General features: G+C 72.9%; 16 protein-coding genes. 7 read left to right on the forward strand and 9 right to left on the reverse strand.

All coding sequences use genetic code 11. The annotated features are described in order from the left end of the window. Positions 1–303 precede the first annotated feature (303 nt). Together PSH25_RS00780 and PSH25_RS00785 are read left to right on the forward strand one after the other, a co-directional pair. Entirely contained in the window at positions 304–2,331 is a 2,028-nt protein-coding gene (locus PSH25_RS00780) for an LppU/SCO3897 family protein (protein ID WP_238657094.1), read from the forward strand. Between the two features lie 127 nt (positions 2,332–2,458). Further along, positions 2,459–4,291, forward strand: a complete 1,833-nt coding sequence (locus PSH25_RS00785) for an NHL domain-containing thioredoxin family protein (RefSeq protein ID WP_238657095.1) — start codon at positions 2,459–2,461, stop codon at positions 4,289–4,291. A gap of 32 nt (positions 4,292–4,323) precedes the next feature. Here the strand turns inward: PSH25_RS00785 and PSH25_RS00790 are convergent, their stop codons facing one another. From PSH25_RS00790 to PSH25_RS00800, 3 genes are read right to left on the reverse strand one after another with little or no spacing between them, the layout of a single operon-like run. Further along, complete coding sequence (locus PSH25_RS00790; RefSeq protein ID WP_238657096.1) at positions 4,324–5,073, reverse strand: LamB/YcsF family protein; 750 nt, start codon at positions 5,071–5,073, stop codon at positions 4,324–4,326. After that, a complete protein-coding gene (locus PSH25_RS00795) occupies positions 5,057–6,019 on the reverse strand; it encodes a 5-oxoprolinase subunit C family protein (RefSeq protein WP_372492688.1) in 963 nt (320 codons plus the stop codon). Before PSH25_RS00795 ends, PSH25_RS00790 begins: the two co-directional genes overlap by 17 nt. Beyond that, complete coding sequence (locus tag PSH25_RS00800; protein WP_238657098.1) at positions 5,917–6,597, reverse strand: 5-oxoprolinase subunit B family protein; 681 nt, start codon at positions 6,595–6,597, stop codon at positions 5,917–5,919. The genes PSH25_RS00795 and PSH25_RS00800 overlap by 103 nt, the downstream gene beginning before the upstream one ends. 107 nt (positions 6,598–6,704) lie before the next feature. Here PSH25_RS00800 and trhA point away from each other — a divergent pair, with 107 nt between their 5' ends. Beyond that, positions 6,705–7,382: a PAQR family membrane homeostasis protein TrhA gene (gene trhA, locus PSH25_RS00805; RefSeq protein ID WP_238657099.1), complete on the forward strand. Its 678-nt coding sequence runs from the start codon at positions 6,705–6,707 to the stop codon at positions 7,380–7,382. A 272-nt stretch (positions 7,383–7,654) separates the two neighbouring features. Here trhA and PSH25_RS00810 read toward each other — a convergent pair whose 3' ends face one another. Further along, a complete protein-coding gene (locus tag PSH25_RS00810; RefSeq protein ID WP_238657100.1) occupies positions 7,655–7,942 on the reverse strand; it encodes a DUF6458 family protein in 288 nt (95 codons plus the stop codon). 112 nt (positions 7,943–8,054) lie between these two features. On the opposite strand from PSH25_RS00810, the gene PSH25_RS00815 reads away from it, so the two are divergent. Further along, positions 8,055–8,594 (forward strand): SixA phosphatase family protein, encoded by a 540-nt coding sequence (locus PSH25_RS00815; RefSeq protein WP_238657101.1) that lies wholly within the window; start codon positions 8,055–8,057, stop codon positions 8,592–8,594. A 57-nt stretch (positions 8,595–8,651) separates the two neighbouring features. Here the strand turns inward: PSH25_RS00815 and PSH25_RS00820 are convergent, their stop codons facing one another. From PSH25_RS00820 to PSH25_RS00835, 4 genes are all read right to left on the reverse strand, one after another. Then, a complete protein-coding gene (locus PSH25_RS00820) occupies positions 8,652–8,921 on the reverse strand; it encodes a DUF6458 family protein (protein WP_030487564.1) in 270 nt (89 codons plus the stop codon). A 212-nt stretch (positions 8,922–9,133) separates the two neighbouring features. After that, positions 9,134–10,990 carry an acyl-CoA dehydrogenase gene (locus PSH25_RS00825; RefSeq protein ID WP_238657102.1) on the reverse strand — a complete coding sequence of 619 codons (1,857 nt, stop codon included), beginning with the start codon at positions 10,988–10,990 and terminating at the stop codon, positions 9,134–9,136. 128 nt (positions 10,991–11,118) lie between these two features. Further along, positions 11,119–12,243: a PP2C family protein-serine/threonine phosphatase gene (locus PSH25_RS00830; protein WP_238657118.1), complete on the reverse strand. Its 1,125-nt coding sequence runs from the start codon at positions 12,241–12,243 to the stop codon at positions 11,119–11,121. Between the two features lie 104 nt (positions 12,244–12,347). Continuing rightward, positions 12,348–12,980 carry a septal ring lytic transglycosylase RlpA family protein gene (locus PSH25_RS00835; RefSeq protein ID WP_238657103.1) on the reverse strand — a complete coding sequence of 211 codons (633 nt, stop codon included), beginning with the start codon at positions 12,978–12,980 and terminating at the stop codon, positions 12,348–12,350. A gap of 187 nt (positions 12,981–13,167) precedes the next feature. Here PSH25_RS00835 and PSH25_RS00840 point away from each other — a divergent pair, with 187 nt between their 5' ends. Genes PSH25_RS00840 through PSH25_RS00850 form a run of 3 tightly spaced genes read left to right on the forward strand, consistent with a single transcriptional unit; the run spans position 13,168 to position 15,288 of the window. Then, on the forward strand, positions 13,168–13,719 hold the full coding sequence (locus PSH25_RS00840; RefSeq protein WP_238657104.1) for a phosphoribosyltransferase family protein: 552 nt from the start codon (positions 13,168–13,170) through the stop codon (positions 13,717–13,719). Between the two features lie 33 nt (positions 13,720–13,752). Continuing rightward, complete coding sequence (locus PSH25_RS00845) at positions 13,753–14,799, forward strand: questin oxidase family protein (RefSeq protein ID WP_238657105.1); 1,047 nt, start codon at positions 13,753–13,755, stop codon at positions 14,797–14,799. Positions 14,800–14,856: 57 nt separating this feature from the next. Next, positions 14,857–15,288: an ASCH domain-containing protein gene (locus PSH25_RS00850; protein ID WP_238657106.1), complete on the forward strand. Its 432-nt coding sequence runs from the start codon at positions 14,857–14,859 to the stop codon at positions 15,286–15,288. 23 nt (positions 15,289–15,311) lie between these two features. Here PSH25_RS00850 and PSH25_RS00855 read toward each other — a convergent pair whose 3' ends face one another. After that, positions 15,312–16,193 carry an LLM class flavin-dependent oxidoreductase gene (locus tag PSH25_RS00855; RefSeq protein WP_238657107.1) on the reverse strand — a complete coding sequence of 294 codons (882 nt, stop codon included), beginning with the start codon at positions 16,191–16,193 and terminating at the stop codon, positions 15,312–15,314. Positions 16,194–16,226: the final 33 nt, after the last annotated feature.

Raw genomic sequence — 16,226 nt, forward strand, 5'->3', positions numbered from 1 at the left:
CCGCGCCGACCTGGACCCCGAACGCCCCCGCTGAGCAGCCGGACTGGGTGCAGGCCCAGCCGGCCGCGCGGGGCGCCGCGCAGGTTCCCCCGGCCACCGCCGCCTGGCCCGCCCAGGAGGACCCGGCCAGCGGCTGGGGCGTCGGCGGCGCAGGCCAACCCGCCCGCCGCCGACTGGCGCGGGGCCGAGTCTCCGCAATCCGACTCACCGCAGGCCGCCGGCTGGTCCGGCGGCGCTCAGCAGGACCAGGCCGCCGGCAAAGGTGGCTGGCCCGCCGGCGGCGGCGCCCAGGACGACCAGCCGGTGTGGACGCCGGCGGAACAGTCGCCACCGGCCTGGGGTCAGGCCGCCGAGGCGACCGAGCAGCCCGCCCCCGGCTGGGGTCAGGCCGCCCAGCCGAACGCGGCCCGTGGCGCCGCCCAGGTCCCGGCCCCGACGACGACCTGGCCCGCGCAGGACGACCCGGCCCACTCCGGCGGTTGGGCCGCACAGCAGCAGCAGGCGCAGCCCGCAGGGTGGAACGAGGGCAGCGACGCGCGGCAGGACCAGCCCGCGCAGCCGGCCGCCTGGGGCGGCAACGAGGGCCGCCCGCAGCAGCCCGACTGGGTGCTCTCCCAGCCGGAGCAGCCGACCGAGCGGCCGGAGCAGTCGGGGTGGACCCCCGCAGAGCCGAACAACCTCCCCGCCCGTGCCAGCGCCAGCGTGCCCACCAGCGACGGCGCGCCCAACTGGGCCGCCGGCCCGGACAACGCCGCCCAGGGCAACTCGGGCGGCGTGGCGGAGGTCGAGCCGTGGGCGCCCGGTGAGGTGTGGGGTCGCGCGGAGGCCGAAGCTTCCGCCCAGTCCCGTGGCGGTTGGGAGGCGGACCGGGGCGACGAGGCACCGGCCTACCAGCCCGGGCCCGCGCCGGGCATCTCGCCGGCAAACGCGGTGCCGTTGCCTCCGCAGGAGCAGCGCGTCCCGGGTGCGAGCCTGGCCGCCGTCCCGCCGGCCGACTACCCGCAGCAGGCCCAGTTCGCGCCGATCCCCGAGCAGCCCGCCTACGCCGAGCGGGAGACCCCGGACGCCGCCGCGCAGTACGGCGGCCGCCCCGAGGACGTCTCGGCGAGCGGCGCGGTGGTGCCCGCCCCGCGCACCTCTCCGGAGTCCGGAGCGGGCCGCGCGGTCGTACCGGTGCCGGACGCCGAGTCGGCAGCCGGCGCGGCGGCCCGGGCCACGGCGAGCGCATCGGTGCCGCTGGCCAGCCGGGTGATGCCCCCGACCGACCAGGCCATCCGACCGACCGGCACGGCCAGCCCGCAACCCCGGGTGTACGGCCGTCCGGCTCGACCGGAGCCGGAGGCCGAGCCGGAGCCGGAGGCGTTCCAGGGCGACCCGGGCGCCGACCGCCAGGGTGCTCCGGAGTGGCAGAACGATGCGCCGCGGCAGGCCGCGCCCGACTGGCAGAACGAGGGGCAGCGGCAGATCGCCCCCGACTGGCAGAACGAGGGGCAACGGCAGCAGGCCGCGCCCGACTGGCAGAACGAGGCGCAGCGGCCGGTTTGGCCCGGCTGGGGCGGCGATTCCCCGGCCGATCCGCGCTTCGACGAGCGGCAGCCCGCACCGAACGCGTTCAACGAGGCTCCGTCGGCGCCGCCGGCGTTCCCACCCGGTGTGCCGTCCTTCGTCGACGCCCCGGGCAACAACAGGCCGGTGAACGGCACCCGGCCGCACGCCGGTGCCGAGCCGCCGGCGGACCAGTTCGGCGGACCCGGGTCGCCTGCCGCCGGTGCTGGCACCGTGAACGGGGCGGCAACCTTCGGTGCGCCGAACTTCGGTGGCCCGGGCTCCGGCGCGCCGGGCTTCGGCGGGCCGGCGACCGAACCGGTGCCGGGCGGCGGCTTCCCGCCGTCATTCCCGCCACCGTCGCACCCCGCGCCGTCCTGGGGCCAGGAGGCCGGCCAGTCGGACCAGGGCCGGTTCGACGCGTTCAAGCCGGACGCCGACGCGCCGAAGGTGGAACCACCGACGCCGAAGGTACGCAACGGCCGGGTGCTGGCCGCGGTGCTGATCGCCGCGGTGCTCATCCTGGCGGTGCCGCTCGGCTTGCTGCTGCTGCTCGGCAAGGTCGGCGGGGACGACACGCCGGCCTTCGACCCGGCGGTCGGCACCTGCGTGAAGCAGTCCGGGCAGGGCGGCGCCTCGGCGGCGGACTGCGGTGAGGCGGGCGCGTTCACGATCGTCTCGAAGGTGGACGCCAAGGAGAAGTGCGCCGACACGACGCAGCCCCACGTGGTGCTGCCGGGTGAGGGCACCAACCGGGTGCTCTGCCTGAAGCCGGCCACGAAGTAGCTCCACCGACGGCGGGGTCACGGGCAACCGTGGCCCCGCCGTCGTCGTACCCGCAGGTGGTGTCGGCGACAACCAGATCTCGCCCCCTCCGGCCGGGCGCGGCCCGATGGTCAGGCACGATGGGTGCATGAGCGCACGAGTACGGGCTCCCGAACTGCGCGGTCGGGGCTGGCTGAACACAGGTGGACGCGACCTCAAGCTCGCCGACCTTCGCGGCAAGATCGTCATCGCGGATTTTTGGACGTTCTGCTGTATCAACTGCCTGCACGTGCTCGACGAGCTGCGCCCGCTGGAGGAGAAGTACGGCGACGTGCTCGTCGTGATCGGCGTGCACTCGCCGAAGTTCGAGCACGAGAAGGACGCCGACGCGCTCGCCGCCGCCGTTGAGCGGTACGGGGTGCACCACCCCGTACTCGACGATCCTGAGCTGGACATGTGGCAGCAGTACGCGGCCCGGGCCTGGCCGACCCTGTCGGTGATCGACCCCGAGGGTTACGTGGTGGCCACCATGGCCGGCGAGGGGCACGCCGAGGGGCTGGCCCGACTGATCGACGAGCTGGTCGCCACCCACGAGGCCAAGGGCACCCTGCACCGGGGCAACGGCCCGTACGTCCCGCCGCCGGCACCGGAGACCGCGCTGCGCTTCCCGGGTAAGGCGGCGCTGCTGCCGAACGGCAACCTGCTGGTCTCGGACTCGGCCCGGCACTCCCTGGTCGAGATCGAGCCGGACGGCGAGACGCCGGTGCGTCGGATCGGCTCGGGTGAGCGGGGCCGGGCGGACGGGCCGGCCGCCGCGGCGACGTTCTCCGAGCCGCAGGGGGTGTGCCTGCTGCCCACGCATGTCGCCGAGGTGGCCGGCTACGACCTGGTGGTGGCCGACACGGTCAACCACCTGCTGCGCGGCGTACGGCTGGAGTCCGGTGAGGTGGTCACCGTGGCCGGCAGTGGGCGGCAGTGGCGCGCTGAGGTCGACGACCACGCCCACGACGCGTTCGCCGTCGACCTCTCGTCCCCGTGGGACCTGGCCTGGTACGACGACAAGCTGATCATCGCGATGGCCGGTATCCACCAGCTCTGGTGGTTCGACCCGATCAAGCGGACCGCCGGCATGTACGCCGGCACCACGGTGGAGGCGCTGCGCGACGGCCCGCTGGCCGAGGCGTGGATGGCCCAGCCGTCCGGGCTCTCCACGTCCGCCGACGGCACCCGGCTCTGGGTGGCCGACAGCGAGACCAGCTCGATCCGGTACGTCGAGAACGGCGTGCTGGGCACCGCCGTCGGGCAGGGCCTGTTCGACTTCGGGCACGTGGACGGTCCGGCGGAGACTGCGCTGCTCCAGCACCCGCTGGGCGTGTGCGCGCTGCCGGACGGCTCGGTGCTGATCGCGGACACGTACAACGGCGCGGTGCGCCGCTTCGACCCGGCCAGCAACCAGGTTTCCACCGTCGCCGACGGGTTGGCGGAGCCGAGCGACCTGGTGCTCACCCCGTCCGGTGAGGTGCTGGTGGTGGAGTCCGCCGCGCACCGGTTGACCCGGCTCGCGCCCGGTGCCCTTTCGGCGGCGGGTGCCAGCACCGTGGACGGGCCTCGGCACCGCACCGAACGCAAGCCGACCGACGTCGCGGCCGGTGAGGTCACGCTGGACATCGTCTTCACCCCGGCGCCGGGGCAGAAGCTGGACGAGACGTACGGGCCGTCGACCAGGTTGGTGGTCTCCGCGTCCCCGCCCGAGCTGCTGGTGGACGGTGCCGGCACGGGCACCGAGCTGTCCCGCCGGCTGGTGCTCAACGGTGAGGTCACCGCGGGGGTGCTCCAGGTGACTGCCCAGGCGGCGACCTGTGACGCGGACGTCGAGCACGCGGCGTGCCACCTGACCCGGCAGGACTGGGGCGTACCGGTCCGGGTGGTCGACGGCGCGGTGACCCGGCTGCCGCTGGTGCTTCGCGGCCTGGACGCCTGATCCGATCGGAGGGGCCCGCTGCGCCCCTCCGGTCAGGCGAACGGGGCCAGGGTGATGTCGGCGTCGATCAGGGTGGCGCGGACGAGTTCGGCGGCGGAGACCGCGCCCGGGGTGTCGCCGTGCACGCAGATCGAGTCGACCGAGCAGGGGATGACGGTGCCGTCGACCGCCACCACGCTGCGTTCGGTGGCCATCCGCGCCGCCCGTTCGGCCACCTGCTCGGGGTCGGTGATCACCGCGCCGGGGGTGCCGCGCGGCACCAGCGCCCCGTTGGGCAGGTAGGCGCGGTCGGCGAAGGCCTCGGCGACCACCGGCAGGCCCGCGCCGACGGCGAGTTGGGCGAGCGTCGAGCCGGGCAGGCAGAGCACGGGCAGCTCGGGGTCGTAAGCGCTGACGGCGGCGACCACCGCCGCTGCCTGGGACTCGTCGGTGCTGGCCGTGTGGTAGAGCGCGCCGTGCGGCTTCAGGTAGCGGACCCGGGTGCGGAACAGCCGGCAGAACGCGTCCAGCGCTCCCAACTGGTAGGTCACCTCGTCGCGTAGCTCGGCGAAGTCGTACGCGATGTGCCGCCGGCCGAAGCCGGCCAGGTCCCGGTAGCCGACCTGCGCGCCCACCGCGACCCCGCGTCGCGCGGCGCCCTCGCAGACCCGCCGCATGGTGGACGGGTCGCCGCCGTGGAAGCCGCAGGCGACGTTGGCGGAGGTGACGAGGCTCAGCAGCGCCTCGTCGTCGCCGAGTCGCCAGATGCCGAATCCCTCGCCCAGGTCAGCGTTGAGGTCCATGGAATCTGACGGTAGTACCTGGCCGGGCCTGCGCGAGCGGGGTCACGTCGGTGACCACCCCGATGACCGGGTATCCACCGGTGGTCGGATGGTCGGCGAGGAAGATCAGGGGTTGTCCGTCCGCCGGCACCTGCACCGCGCCGAGGACGATGCCCTCGCTGGGGAGTTCGCCGGCGACCGCGCGGGGCAGCGCCGCGCCGGCGAGCCGCGCGCCGACCCGGTTGCTCACCGGGCTGATGGTGTACGCGCTGCCGAAGAGCCGGTCGAACGCGGTCGGCGTGAACCAGTCCTCGCGAGGGCCGGGGCCCAACGTCAGGTGCAGCTCTTCGGGCGGCGTGGGGCACACGGTCAGGTCCACCGGTGCGGGGGTGCCGACCGGATCACCGAGCGGCAGCAGGTCACCATCCCGCATCGGAGGTGGGCCGAGCCCGGAGAGGGTGTCGGTGGCCCGGCTGCCGAGCACCGGTGCCACGTCGATGCCGCCCGCCACCGCCAGCCAACTCCGTACGCCCCGTCGGGCCGGACCGATCCGCAGCACCGTCCCGGCCGGCACGCTGAGCGGGCGTCCGGTGTCACCGGGCCGAACGCCCGCCTGGACCGGGACCTCGGCGCCGGTGACCGCCACCGTGCTGGCCCGGGTCAGCCGCAGGGTGCAGCCGGTCAGGGTGATCTCCAGGCCGGCCGCGTGCTCCGGGTTTCCGACCAGTCGGTTGGCCAGCCGCAGGGCGGCCGGGTCGAGGGCACCGGACCGGGGTACGCCCAGATGTGCCCAGCCGGGCCGGCCCAGGTCCTGCACGGTGGTGAGCGCTCCGGCCCGGAGCACCTCGATGGCGCCCGGGTGGGTCACGCCGCCACCATCCGGACCGTGGTGCCCGGACCGAGTCGGGCCGGCGGGTCGGCGGCCACGTCGAACAGCACCAGGTCGGTCCGGCCGACCAGCAGCCAGCCGCCCGGCGACGCGCCCGGGTAGATGCCGGCGTACGGGCCGGCCAGCGCGACCGAGCCGGCCGGCACCCGGGGACGGGGCGTGGCCAGCCGGGGCAGCGCCAACTCGGTGGGCAGCCCGGTCAGGTAGGGAAAACCGGGGGCGAAACCGCAGAAGGCGACCCGGAAGCGGGTGCTTGTCAACCGGTGCCGCACCGCCGGCACGTCCACGCCCCAGTGCCCCGCCACCGCCGGCAGGTCCGGCCCGTCAAAGCAGACCGGTACGACCACGTCCGCCGCCTCGTCGACGTTGGCGTTGGCTTGGTTGGGGCGGGTGGTCGCGGGGGCGACGACGGGTGCCCATCGGGTCAGCTGCTCGGCCGTGGTGGTCGGGTCGGGCAGGCCGTCGAGCAGGACGGTCCGGGCCGCCGGCACGATCTCGACGGCGACCAGGTCGCCCCGCTCCCGACGCCGCCACAGTTCGGCCCGCCACGCTTCGACCATCGCGGCCTCGGGGATGTCGGACCCGGCCTCGGCGATGTCGGTGGGGGCGGTGCAGTCGAGTAGCAGGGCGTGCGCCCCGACGGGTCGGATCCGCATCCGCTCATCCTCGCCGATGTTGTGCCGATCCGTTGTTCACGGTGACGGTGCCAGGTGTCACCAACGCCACTACTTGCAAGTAACCTACGGTGCCGTAACCTGACTGGGTGACCACCTCCGCCCCGCTTCGCCTGAAGCCGGTCGACATCGGTAAGCCCCGGATGCGCGGCTGGCTACACACGTACGCCTTCTTCGTCGCCCTGGTCTGCGGCATCGTGCTCTGCTCGATCGCCGCCACCCGGCCCGGGTGGGCACCCCTGGTGAGCTGCCTCATCTACAGCCTGACGGTCTGCGGGCTCTTCGGCACGAGCGCGCTGTACCACCGTCGTGTGTGGTCAGAGCGTGGCTACCAGGTGATGCGCCGGATGGACCACTCGATGATCTTCGTGTTCATTGCCGGCACGTACTCACCGCTCTGCGCGATGCTGCTCGCACCCCGGCCGGCCACCGTGATGCTGGCCCTGGTCTGGGGCGGCGCCCTGGCCGGCGTGGCGGTCAAGGTGATCTGGCCGCACGCGCCACGCTGGGTGTCGGCGCCGCTCTATCTGGCGCTGGGCTGGGTGGCGGTGGCCATGCTGCCGGAGATCCTGCACGGGGGCGGCGTCGCGGCGCTGGTGCTGCTGATCGCCGGCGGCGCGATCTACAGCATCGGCGCGGTCTTCTACGCGTTGCGCCGGCCCAATCCGTGGCCGACCGTCTTCGGCCACCACGAGTTCTTCCACGCCTGCACGCTGCTGGCGGCGCTCTGTCACCACATCGCGATCTACTTCGCACTGTTCGCCTGACCCAACCGGCCGGGGCGCGGGCGCGGCCCGAAACGCCACGGCGGCAGCCGCCATGATCGTGCTCAATCAAGGATGTAGTGGCCTCGCTCGCACCCGAGACCACTACTTCCTGGATCGAGCACGATCTCCGTCCGCTGCCTCAGGCAGCAGTTTGCCCGAAAGCGTGCAGATCTTGGCAGGGGTGGCGGCGGTCACTCCGCGCACGCACGCTGGGTACAGACGCGAGCCGGGGCCCCGCGACGCTGCGGGGCCCAGGAGTGTGCGGGCCAGGATCAGACCGGTCGGCCCGGCCGACGCACCTCGCGGTACTCCCGCATGACCTGGTCGTCCTGGACCGGCACGACCCGGTCGGCCACCACGCGCTCCTCGCGTACCGGCGCGGCGACCACCGTGCGGCGGCGGCTGCTCCAGAAGTAGAGGGTGGCGAGCAGGCCGGCGACACCGGCGAGCATCAGCACCCAGCCGACCACGGCCAGGTCCAGCCAGCCCAGGTCGGCTTCCACTGCGAACGCGAAGATCGCGCCTAACGCGATCAAGAAGATGCTGCCACCAATGCCCATGTCTCGCTCCTCGGCTCTAACCTGGCGTACGTCGCGCCGCGGCCGTCGGTAGGGGTGCGGCATCCATCGACTTACCCCGGCACGGAGATCGCCAATCGGGCAAGCTGGGGGCATGACGGACGCCGACCCCGACACACGCACACTGGTGTTGCTGCGGCACGCGAAGGCCGAGCAGGGCAGCGATGCGGCGGACGACGCCGAGCGGCCGCTGAGCGCACGCGGCAACGCCGACGCGGCTGCGGCTGGGGCCTGGTTGGCGCACCATGGGCTGCTGCCCGACGTGGTGATCTGCTCGACGGCCCGACGCACCCGGCAGACCTGGCACGGGGTGGCGATGGGCATGACGGGTTCGCCGCCGGAGGGTGGGCCGACCGGTCCTCGCCCGACCGTCCGTTATGAGCCGGGCGCGTACGACGCGCATCCCGAGGAGTTGTTGTCGCTGGTCCGCACGGTGGACCCGACGGCCCGCACGGCGCTGCTCATTGCCCACAACCCGGGCATATCGCTGCTCTCCGCACTCCTCGACCCCGAGGGTGTCGACGCTGAGGGGTTGCGCACCGCCGAACTGGCGGTGCACCGCTGCCCGCTCGGCTGGGCGGACCTGAGTAGGGCGGGAGCGCCGCTCACGGCCCGACACACCGCACGCGACTGAGCCACCCGCCGACGATCGGCGGGTGGCTCAGGGGTACGCGTCCAGGTGGTCCGGAAATCAGGACGGCGGCGCGGTCGGCGGCGGCGGGTCCGGCGGCGGCGGCATCATCGCCGTCGGATGAGACAGCCGGTTCTCCTCCACGATGAGGGTTCGGGCCCGCTTGCGCCGGTCCTGCCAGAACCAGACGGTGGTCAGCAGTACGGCCAGCCCGGCGAGGATGAACACCCAGCCGACCGCGCGTACGTCGATCCACCAGACGTTGGCTCTGAGCGCGAAGGTCAGAATCGCGCCGATCGCGATGAGAAAAATGCCGCTTCCTACACCCATGTGCGCTGCACTCCCCCGTGCGGTGGCTCTGGGCGTTCCCTTTCGAGGTCACGCGACGGTTACCCGCCACACCAGCGGCATACCCGGCCGGGCTCGGCCAATACGTGCCCGCGGCCGGGGTGAGACGGCGACGGCCGGCGGGGCGGAAGCCCCACCGGCCGGTGCGGTGCCGGGTGGTGCGACCCGGAACCGTCAAACGTGCCGCGGCACGCTTAGAACGCCTCCTCCGGGAGGTCCATGATGTCGAGGTCGGCACCCTCGATGATCCGCCGGTCGGCGCCGATGCGGGGCAGCACCTCACGGGCGAAGAAGCGGGCGGCGGCCACCTTGCCGGTGTAGAACGCCTTGTCGGTGGCGGAGACCTCGTTGGCCAGCGCCTTCAGCGCCACGTCGGCCTGCCGCTGCAGCAGCCAGCCGACCACCAGGTCGCCGATCGCCAGCAGGAACCGCCGGCTGCTGAGCCCGACCTTGTAGAGCGCTCGGGTGTCGCCGCCCTGTGCCTCGCCCAGCCAGCCGGTCAGCACGCCGAGGATGTTCTGGATCTCGGCCAGCGCCTTGCCGAGCGCCTGCCGCTCCTCCTTGAGCTGGCCGTTGCCCGCCTCGGAGGAGATGAACTCCTGGATCTCACCGGAGACCGCGAGCAGGGCCCTGCCGTTGTCCCGAACGATCTTGCGGAAGATCAGGTCGAGGCTCTGGATGGCGGTGGTGCCCTCGTACAGAGTGTCGATCTTGGCGTCGCGGACGTACTGCTCCAGCGGGTAGTCCTGAAGGAACCCGGAGCCGCCGAAGGTCTGCAGGGCCTCGTGCCCGAGCATCTCGTACGCCCGCTCCGAACCGACGCCCTTGACCAGCGGCAGCAGCAGGTCGTTGACCCGCTTGGCCAGCTTGGTGGCCTTCTCGTCGCCGGCGGCCTCGGCCAGCGCGACCTTGTCCTGCCAGGTGGCGGTGTAGAGGACAAGAGCACGAAGACCCTCGGCGTACGACTTCTGCAGCAGCAGCGAACGACGCACGTCCGGGTGGTGGGTGATGGTGACCCGGGGGGCGGTCTTGTCGGCCTGCTGGATCAGGTCGGCGCCCTGCACCCGGTTCTTCGCGTACTCGAGGGCGTTGAGGTAGCCGGTGGAGAGGGTGGCGATGGCCTTGGTGCCGACCATCATCCGGGCGTACTCGATGATCATGAACATCTGCCGGATGCCGTCGTGCCGGTCGCCCAGCAGCCACCCCTTGGCCGGTACGCCGTGCTCGCCGAAGGTCACCTCGCAGGTGTTGGAGACCTTCAGGCCCATCTTGTGCTCGACGTTGGTGGCGTAGACGCCGTTGCGCTCGCCCAGCTCGCCGGTGGTCTCGTCGAAGTGGAACTTCGGCACCACGAAGAGCGACAGGCCCTTGGTGCCGGGGCCACCGACACCCTCCACGCCGACCGGGCGGGCCAGCACGTAGTGCACGATGTTGTCGCTCAGGTCGTGCTCACCCGAGGTGATGAAGCGCTTCACACCCTCGATGTGCCAACTGCCGTCGGGCTGCTGGATCGCCCGGGTGCGGCCCGCGCCCACGTCCGAGCCGGCATCCGGCTCGGTGAGCACCATCGTGGAGCCCCACTGCTTGTCGATGAAGAGCTTGGCCCACCGCTTCTGCCGCTCGTTGCCCTCGACGTGCAGCACGTGCGCGAAGGACGGGCCGGAGGCGTACATCCAGACCGGCGCGTTCGAGCCGAGCACCAGCTCGGCGAGCGCCCACCAGAGGGCGCGGGGCGCATTGGTGCCGCCCAGTTCCGGCGGCAGGTCCAGGCGCCAGAACTCGGAGTCCATGAATGCCTGGTAGGACTTCTTGAACGACTCCGGCAGCGGCGCGGTATGCGTCGCCGGGTCGAAGACCGGCGGATTGCGGTCACTGTCCGTGTAGCTGGCGGCCAGGTCCTCGCGGGCGAGGCGGTCGACCTCAGCGAGGAAGCTGCGGGCGGTGTCGGTGTCGAGATCCGAGTACGGCTCCTGGCCGAACGCCCGGTCCGCCCCGAAGACCTCGAACAGGTTGAACTCGAGATCCCGGAGGTTGCTCTTGTAGTGGGTCATGCTCGCTGGCCCCGCTTCCGGACAGGTGTTACCGATCAGTAACCCTGACTGTATTACTCGCGGGTAGGCAGCGACAAGCGGATCACCCAAGTGACGGCGATTACACACCTGCGCCGCGGCCGGCCGGTTCAGCTCTCGGCGGCGCCGACCTCCCAGCTCGGGACGGCCACAGCCGCGCCGGTAGGGGCACCGACGTACTCCATGAGAACCAACGCGATGTCGTCGTCGAGCCGACCGTGGACCCACTCGACCAGGGCGGTCTCCAGCGACGCAAGCCCGTCGGCGACCGTGCCGTGGCCGAGCAGTCGCCAGGCCCGGTCGGCGGTCGGGAAGAACTCCCCGTCCCGCCGCGCCTCACCGAGGCCGTCGGTGAACAACAGCAGCCGGTCCCCGGGCTCCAGGCGTTCGACCCGGGGGCGGACCACCGGCATGAACCCGAGCGGAGGCGCCGGAGCCGGCGGCTCCAGCGGGATCACCGCACCCCGGCGCAGCAACAGCGGCGGGGGGTGGCCACAGTTCACGATCGTGAGGGTGCCGCCGCGCTCCTCGACCAGTGCCGCCGTGACGAAGTCCTCGTCGCCGACGTTGCGGGCCACCGCGCGGTCCAGGTCGGCGACGACGGCCCGCAGGTCGGCCCGCTCGTACGCCACGTGCCGGTAGGAACCGAGGACGATGCTGGCCAGCCGGACCGCGTCCAGGCCCTTGCCGCGCACGTCACCGATGATCATGCGTACGCCGTAGGGCGTGTCGATCGCCTCGTACAGGTCGCCGCCGATCTCGGCCGTCGCGGTGGAGGAGATGTAGCGTCCCGCGACCGAGAGCGTGCCGACCTGCGGCCCGAGCGGGCGCAACACCGCCTGCTGGGCCACCGAGGCGAGCTTGGTCAGCTCGACGATCCGCTCGGCCTGCCGCTGCCGAACCCACGCCACCGCCACCGCCAACCCGGTGGCGAGCGCGACCGCGACAACGTTGACCGAGGTGACCAACGAGACCTTCGGCGCGACCAGCGCGAAGCCGGCGCCGATCACTGTCGCCGCGACGCCCACCCCCAGAACCACCAGCCAGGACGCCAGGGCGGCGGCGAGAACCGGCGCGGCCGCCAGGAGCGCGACGTAGTGCACCTTCCGGCCGTCCGCCGCCTCCACCGCCGACACGATCGCGAGCAGAACGAGGGCCGCGCCGAGGCCGGCGCGGGATCCGGGGCTCAGCGGGCGACGGCCCGACTGGAGGAGTCGCGTGGGTACGAGGGACAGTTTGCCTGATCCACGTGAACCGGTGAATGAACCTGACCCGTCGTCCGAGAAGGTTCTGTCCGGCCGGCCCAGTCGGCCGGCCGAATCGGCGTCGCCAGTTCCGGTCAGCCGAGGACCTCGTAGCGGACGGTGAGCGCGCCCATGTCGACCGAGGCGATGGTGGCGAACGCGGCCCGGGAGAGGTCCAGGCAGCGACCGTCGATGAACGGGCCGCGGTCGTTGATCCGCACCGTCACCGACTTGCCGTTGGCCGGGTTGGTGACCCGGACCTTGGTGTTGAACGGCAGTGTCTTGTGCGCGGCGGTCAGCGCGTCGGGGTTGAACGACTCGCCGTTGGCGGTGAGCTGCCCGTCGGAGTAGAACGAGGCGCCGCACGAGCCGCTCTCCAGCACCTTCGCGGCGGCCGTGGTCTTCCTGGCGGTCGGCTTCGGCTTCGGCGACGCGGTGCGCTCCTTGCCCCGGGAGGCGGCCTGCTGCGACCGGGTCGCCGACGGGCTGGCGGTCGCGCTCGGCGAGGCGCTGACGCTCGGGGAGAACGCCGGGGAGCTGGGGGTGAGGCTGCTCGCGGCGGTGGTCGGGGTGAGGTCGAGCGTTGTCTGCGCCGACTGGTCGGAGCCGGAGGTCAGCTGCACGGCACCGACCGTGCCCCCGACGGCGAGGGCGACGCCGACCGCCGCGGTGGCGACGATGCCCGCCGGGGAGGAGAAGATGCGGGTACGGGAGTGCTTGCCTGCCACCGGCCCGGTCCTTTCGTCGTCTGAACAAACCGGGTCGGACCGTAACGAGAGAAGCACTTCCGAAGTCAACGTGATCATGGTGGTATGCCCGTATTTGCACAGGTACGTGTAGCCGATCATCCGACCCGGGGTGGGCCGGGTGGCCCGGGTGCCGCCACGCCCACCGCCCGTGCCGCAGGATGGGCGGATGCCCGTCGACCTGACCGAACGCCTGGCCGCCCTGTTCCAGTGGATCGACCCCGGCCCCGGCACGAGTCACCTGGTCAGCGACATCTCCGGTTGGTGGCGGGATCCGGCGGTGCTGGCCGAACTGGGACCGGCCCTGGTGGCGCCGTACCGGGCCGCCCGGCCCACGGTGGTGCTCGCGCCGGCCGTCACCGGGCTGCTGCTCGGGCCGTTGGCCGCCACCGCCCTCGGCGTCGGCTTCGTGGCCGCCCACAAACCCGGTGACGGGCGACTGCCGGCCGGGCCGCTCACCTGGGCGCAGAGCCCACCGGACTACCGGGGCCGACGGGTCGACCTCGCCGTACGGGACCGGCACCTCGGCCCCGCCGACCGGGTGCTGGTGGTGGACGACTGGGTGCGTACCGGCGCGCAGCTCCGCGCCCTCTACGACATCTGCGCCGCACTCGGTGCCGAGGTGTTGGGCACCGCCGTGGTGGCCGTGGACTGCCCGCCCGAGGTCGCGGCCGAGCTACGGATCACCGGCCTGATCGACGCCGCGGATCTGCCGGCTTGACCTGAAGCGAGGTTCAGCACCGACGATCGGCGGATGAGCGACGGAGTTCTCGACGAGGCGTACGAGCGGCTGCACCGCACCGGCCCGGAATACCAGGGCTGGCTGTCCAACCACGGGCCGATGGCCGTCGAGGCGTTGGTCCGGCACGGGCACCCGCACCGGGTGCACCGCTGGCTCGACGAGTACCTCGGCCGCCTCGACGAGCTGCCCCGGGGGCTGCACCCGATCGACGACTGGCGGTCGGCGCTGGGCGACCCGAAGCGCGCCGGTGACTGGCTGGCCTACTTCGACCGGCAACTGCGCGAACACCCGTGGCGTGCGGTGCTCGGCACCTGGTGGCCCCGGCTGCTGCCGGGCATCGCCGCCGGCGCAACGCACGGTGTGATCCGGGTCGGGCACGCCGTCCGCGCGCTCGAACCGGACGACGGGAACCGACAGCGGCTCACCGAGTTGGGCCAGGCCCTCGGCTACTGGGCGGCCCGCTGGCAGCCGATCCCCGGCACCGACCAACTGCTCTCCAGCGAGACGGGAGGGCCGGGCACCGACGACATCGACGTGGAGGCCGCGCTGGCCGGGCTGCCCCGGATCGACGACCAGACCGGGGGCGTCCGGGATCGGCTGGACCGGTTGCCGGGCGTACCCCGATGGGGGTCGGCTCTCGCGACGCTGCGGCCCGTGCGGAGCCCGGCCGAGGCGGAGCGTGGGCTCACCTCGCTGGTGCACCGGGCCGGCCTGGACTACCTGCGCTTCGGGCACGCCGCGCCGGTCATGCTGGTGCACGCGGTCACCGCGCCGACCGCCGTGCTGCGTACCCTGCCGGCACTGGACCGGGGTCTGTGGGCGCCGAGCCTCACCGCGGCCTGGGCCGCGACGGCGGCCATGACCTCGGTGTACGCCCCGGCCGACGGCATCGCGCCACCGATCGTGACCCCCGCGACGCCGGCGGAGGTCTTCGCCCGCGCGGCCCGACACGGCGACGAGCACGTGGTCAAGCTGGCCGACGCGATCCTCGACGCGTACGCGGCCAGTGGTGACGACCTGCTCCTCTCCGCACCCGGCTACGCAGGTCAGCTGATCTGAGCGGGGCGACGGGTATTGCGGCGGCGGTCCGGGCCGTGCTGGCCTAGCCTCGGCAGGATGTGGCCTCGGATCGGTGAACTGCGCGCCCTCGCCCTCGGCACCCCCGGCGAGTTGCGGGCAACCCTCAACACGCTGGTGCTGGCCGGTGTGAAGACCGCGACGGCCGGCCGGCTCGCCGAGTACGCGGAGGAGGGCGAGGAGTTGGAGCACGTCGGCGAACGCCTGGCCCTGGTCGACGACGACAACGCGCTGGCCGGCGTCGTGGAGATCACCGGCGTCGACGTGGTTCGCTTCGCCGACGTGCCCTGGGACTTCGCCCACGCCGAAGGCGAGGGTGACCGCTCGATCGAGGAGTGGCGGGCCGGGCACTCGGCCTACTGGGCGCGGCTCGGCACGCCGGTCGACGGCGACACCCCGATCGTGTGCCTCCGCTTCCGGCTGGTCTCAGGTGGCGAGGGCGGTGTGGCCAGCGGCGACCTCGGCACCTGACCCGGCGGGCGGGTGCGCCGACGTCAGCCGCGTAGTTGTGGCAGCAACCGCGTCGCCACGTCCACCAGGACGGCCTCGTCACCGGCGTACCAACTGCTGGCGCGCGGCCAGTGCGTCACCACATCGGTGAAGCCCAGTTCGGCGGCCCGGCCGACCTGGTCGGCGAAGAACTGTGCGCTGCTGAGCGAGAAGACCGGCGCCGCGTCCAGCGAGAGGTAGCGGTCCAGGCTGGCCGGATCACGGCCCGCCTCGGCCAGGACGCGGTCCATCCGGGCGGACAGCGCCGACACGCTGGCCCACCAACCCGCCAGGTCGTCGTCGTCACCCGTGCCGGTGGTCACCCACCCCTGCCCGAAGCGGGCCACCAACCGCATCGACCGTGGCCCGTTGGCAGCCACCACGAACGGCACCCGGGGCTGCTGCACACAGCCCGGGTTGTTGCGGGCATCCACGGCGGCGAACCAGTCGCCACGCCAGGTGGTGCCGTCCTCCCGCAGGATCAGGTCCAACAACTCGGTGAACTCGGCGAACCGGTCGACCCGCTGACGCGGTGGCAGCGTCTCACCGCCCAGCACCGCCGAGTCGAAGCCGATGCCGCCCGCGCCCAGGCCGAGCAGCAGCCGGCCGGCGGAGACGTCGTCCACCGTGGTGATCTGCCGGGCGAACGCGGCCGGGTGCCGGAAGTTCGGCGACGCCACCAGGGTGCCCAGCCGAATCCGCGAGGTCACCGTGGCGGCGGCGGTCAGCGTGGCCATCGAGTCGAACCACGGGCCGTCGACGAGGTCACGCCAACCCAGGTGGTCGTACGTCCAGGCGTGGTCGAAGCCCCACTCGTCGACCTGCCGCCAGCGACGCTGGGACTCCGTCCACCGCTGGTCCGGCAGGATCACGATGCCAATGCGCATGATCGCCACCCTAACCGGGCCGGACACACGCGC

Source organism: Micromonospora foliorum (assembly GCF_022229015.1).
Classification (GTDB): domain Bacteria; phylum Actinomycetota; class Actinomycetes; order Mycobacteriales; family Micromonosporaceae; genus Micromonospora; species Micromonospora foliorum.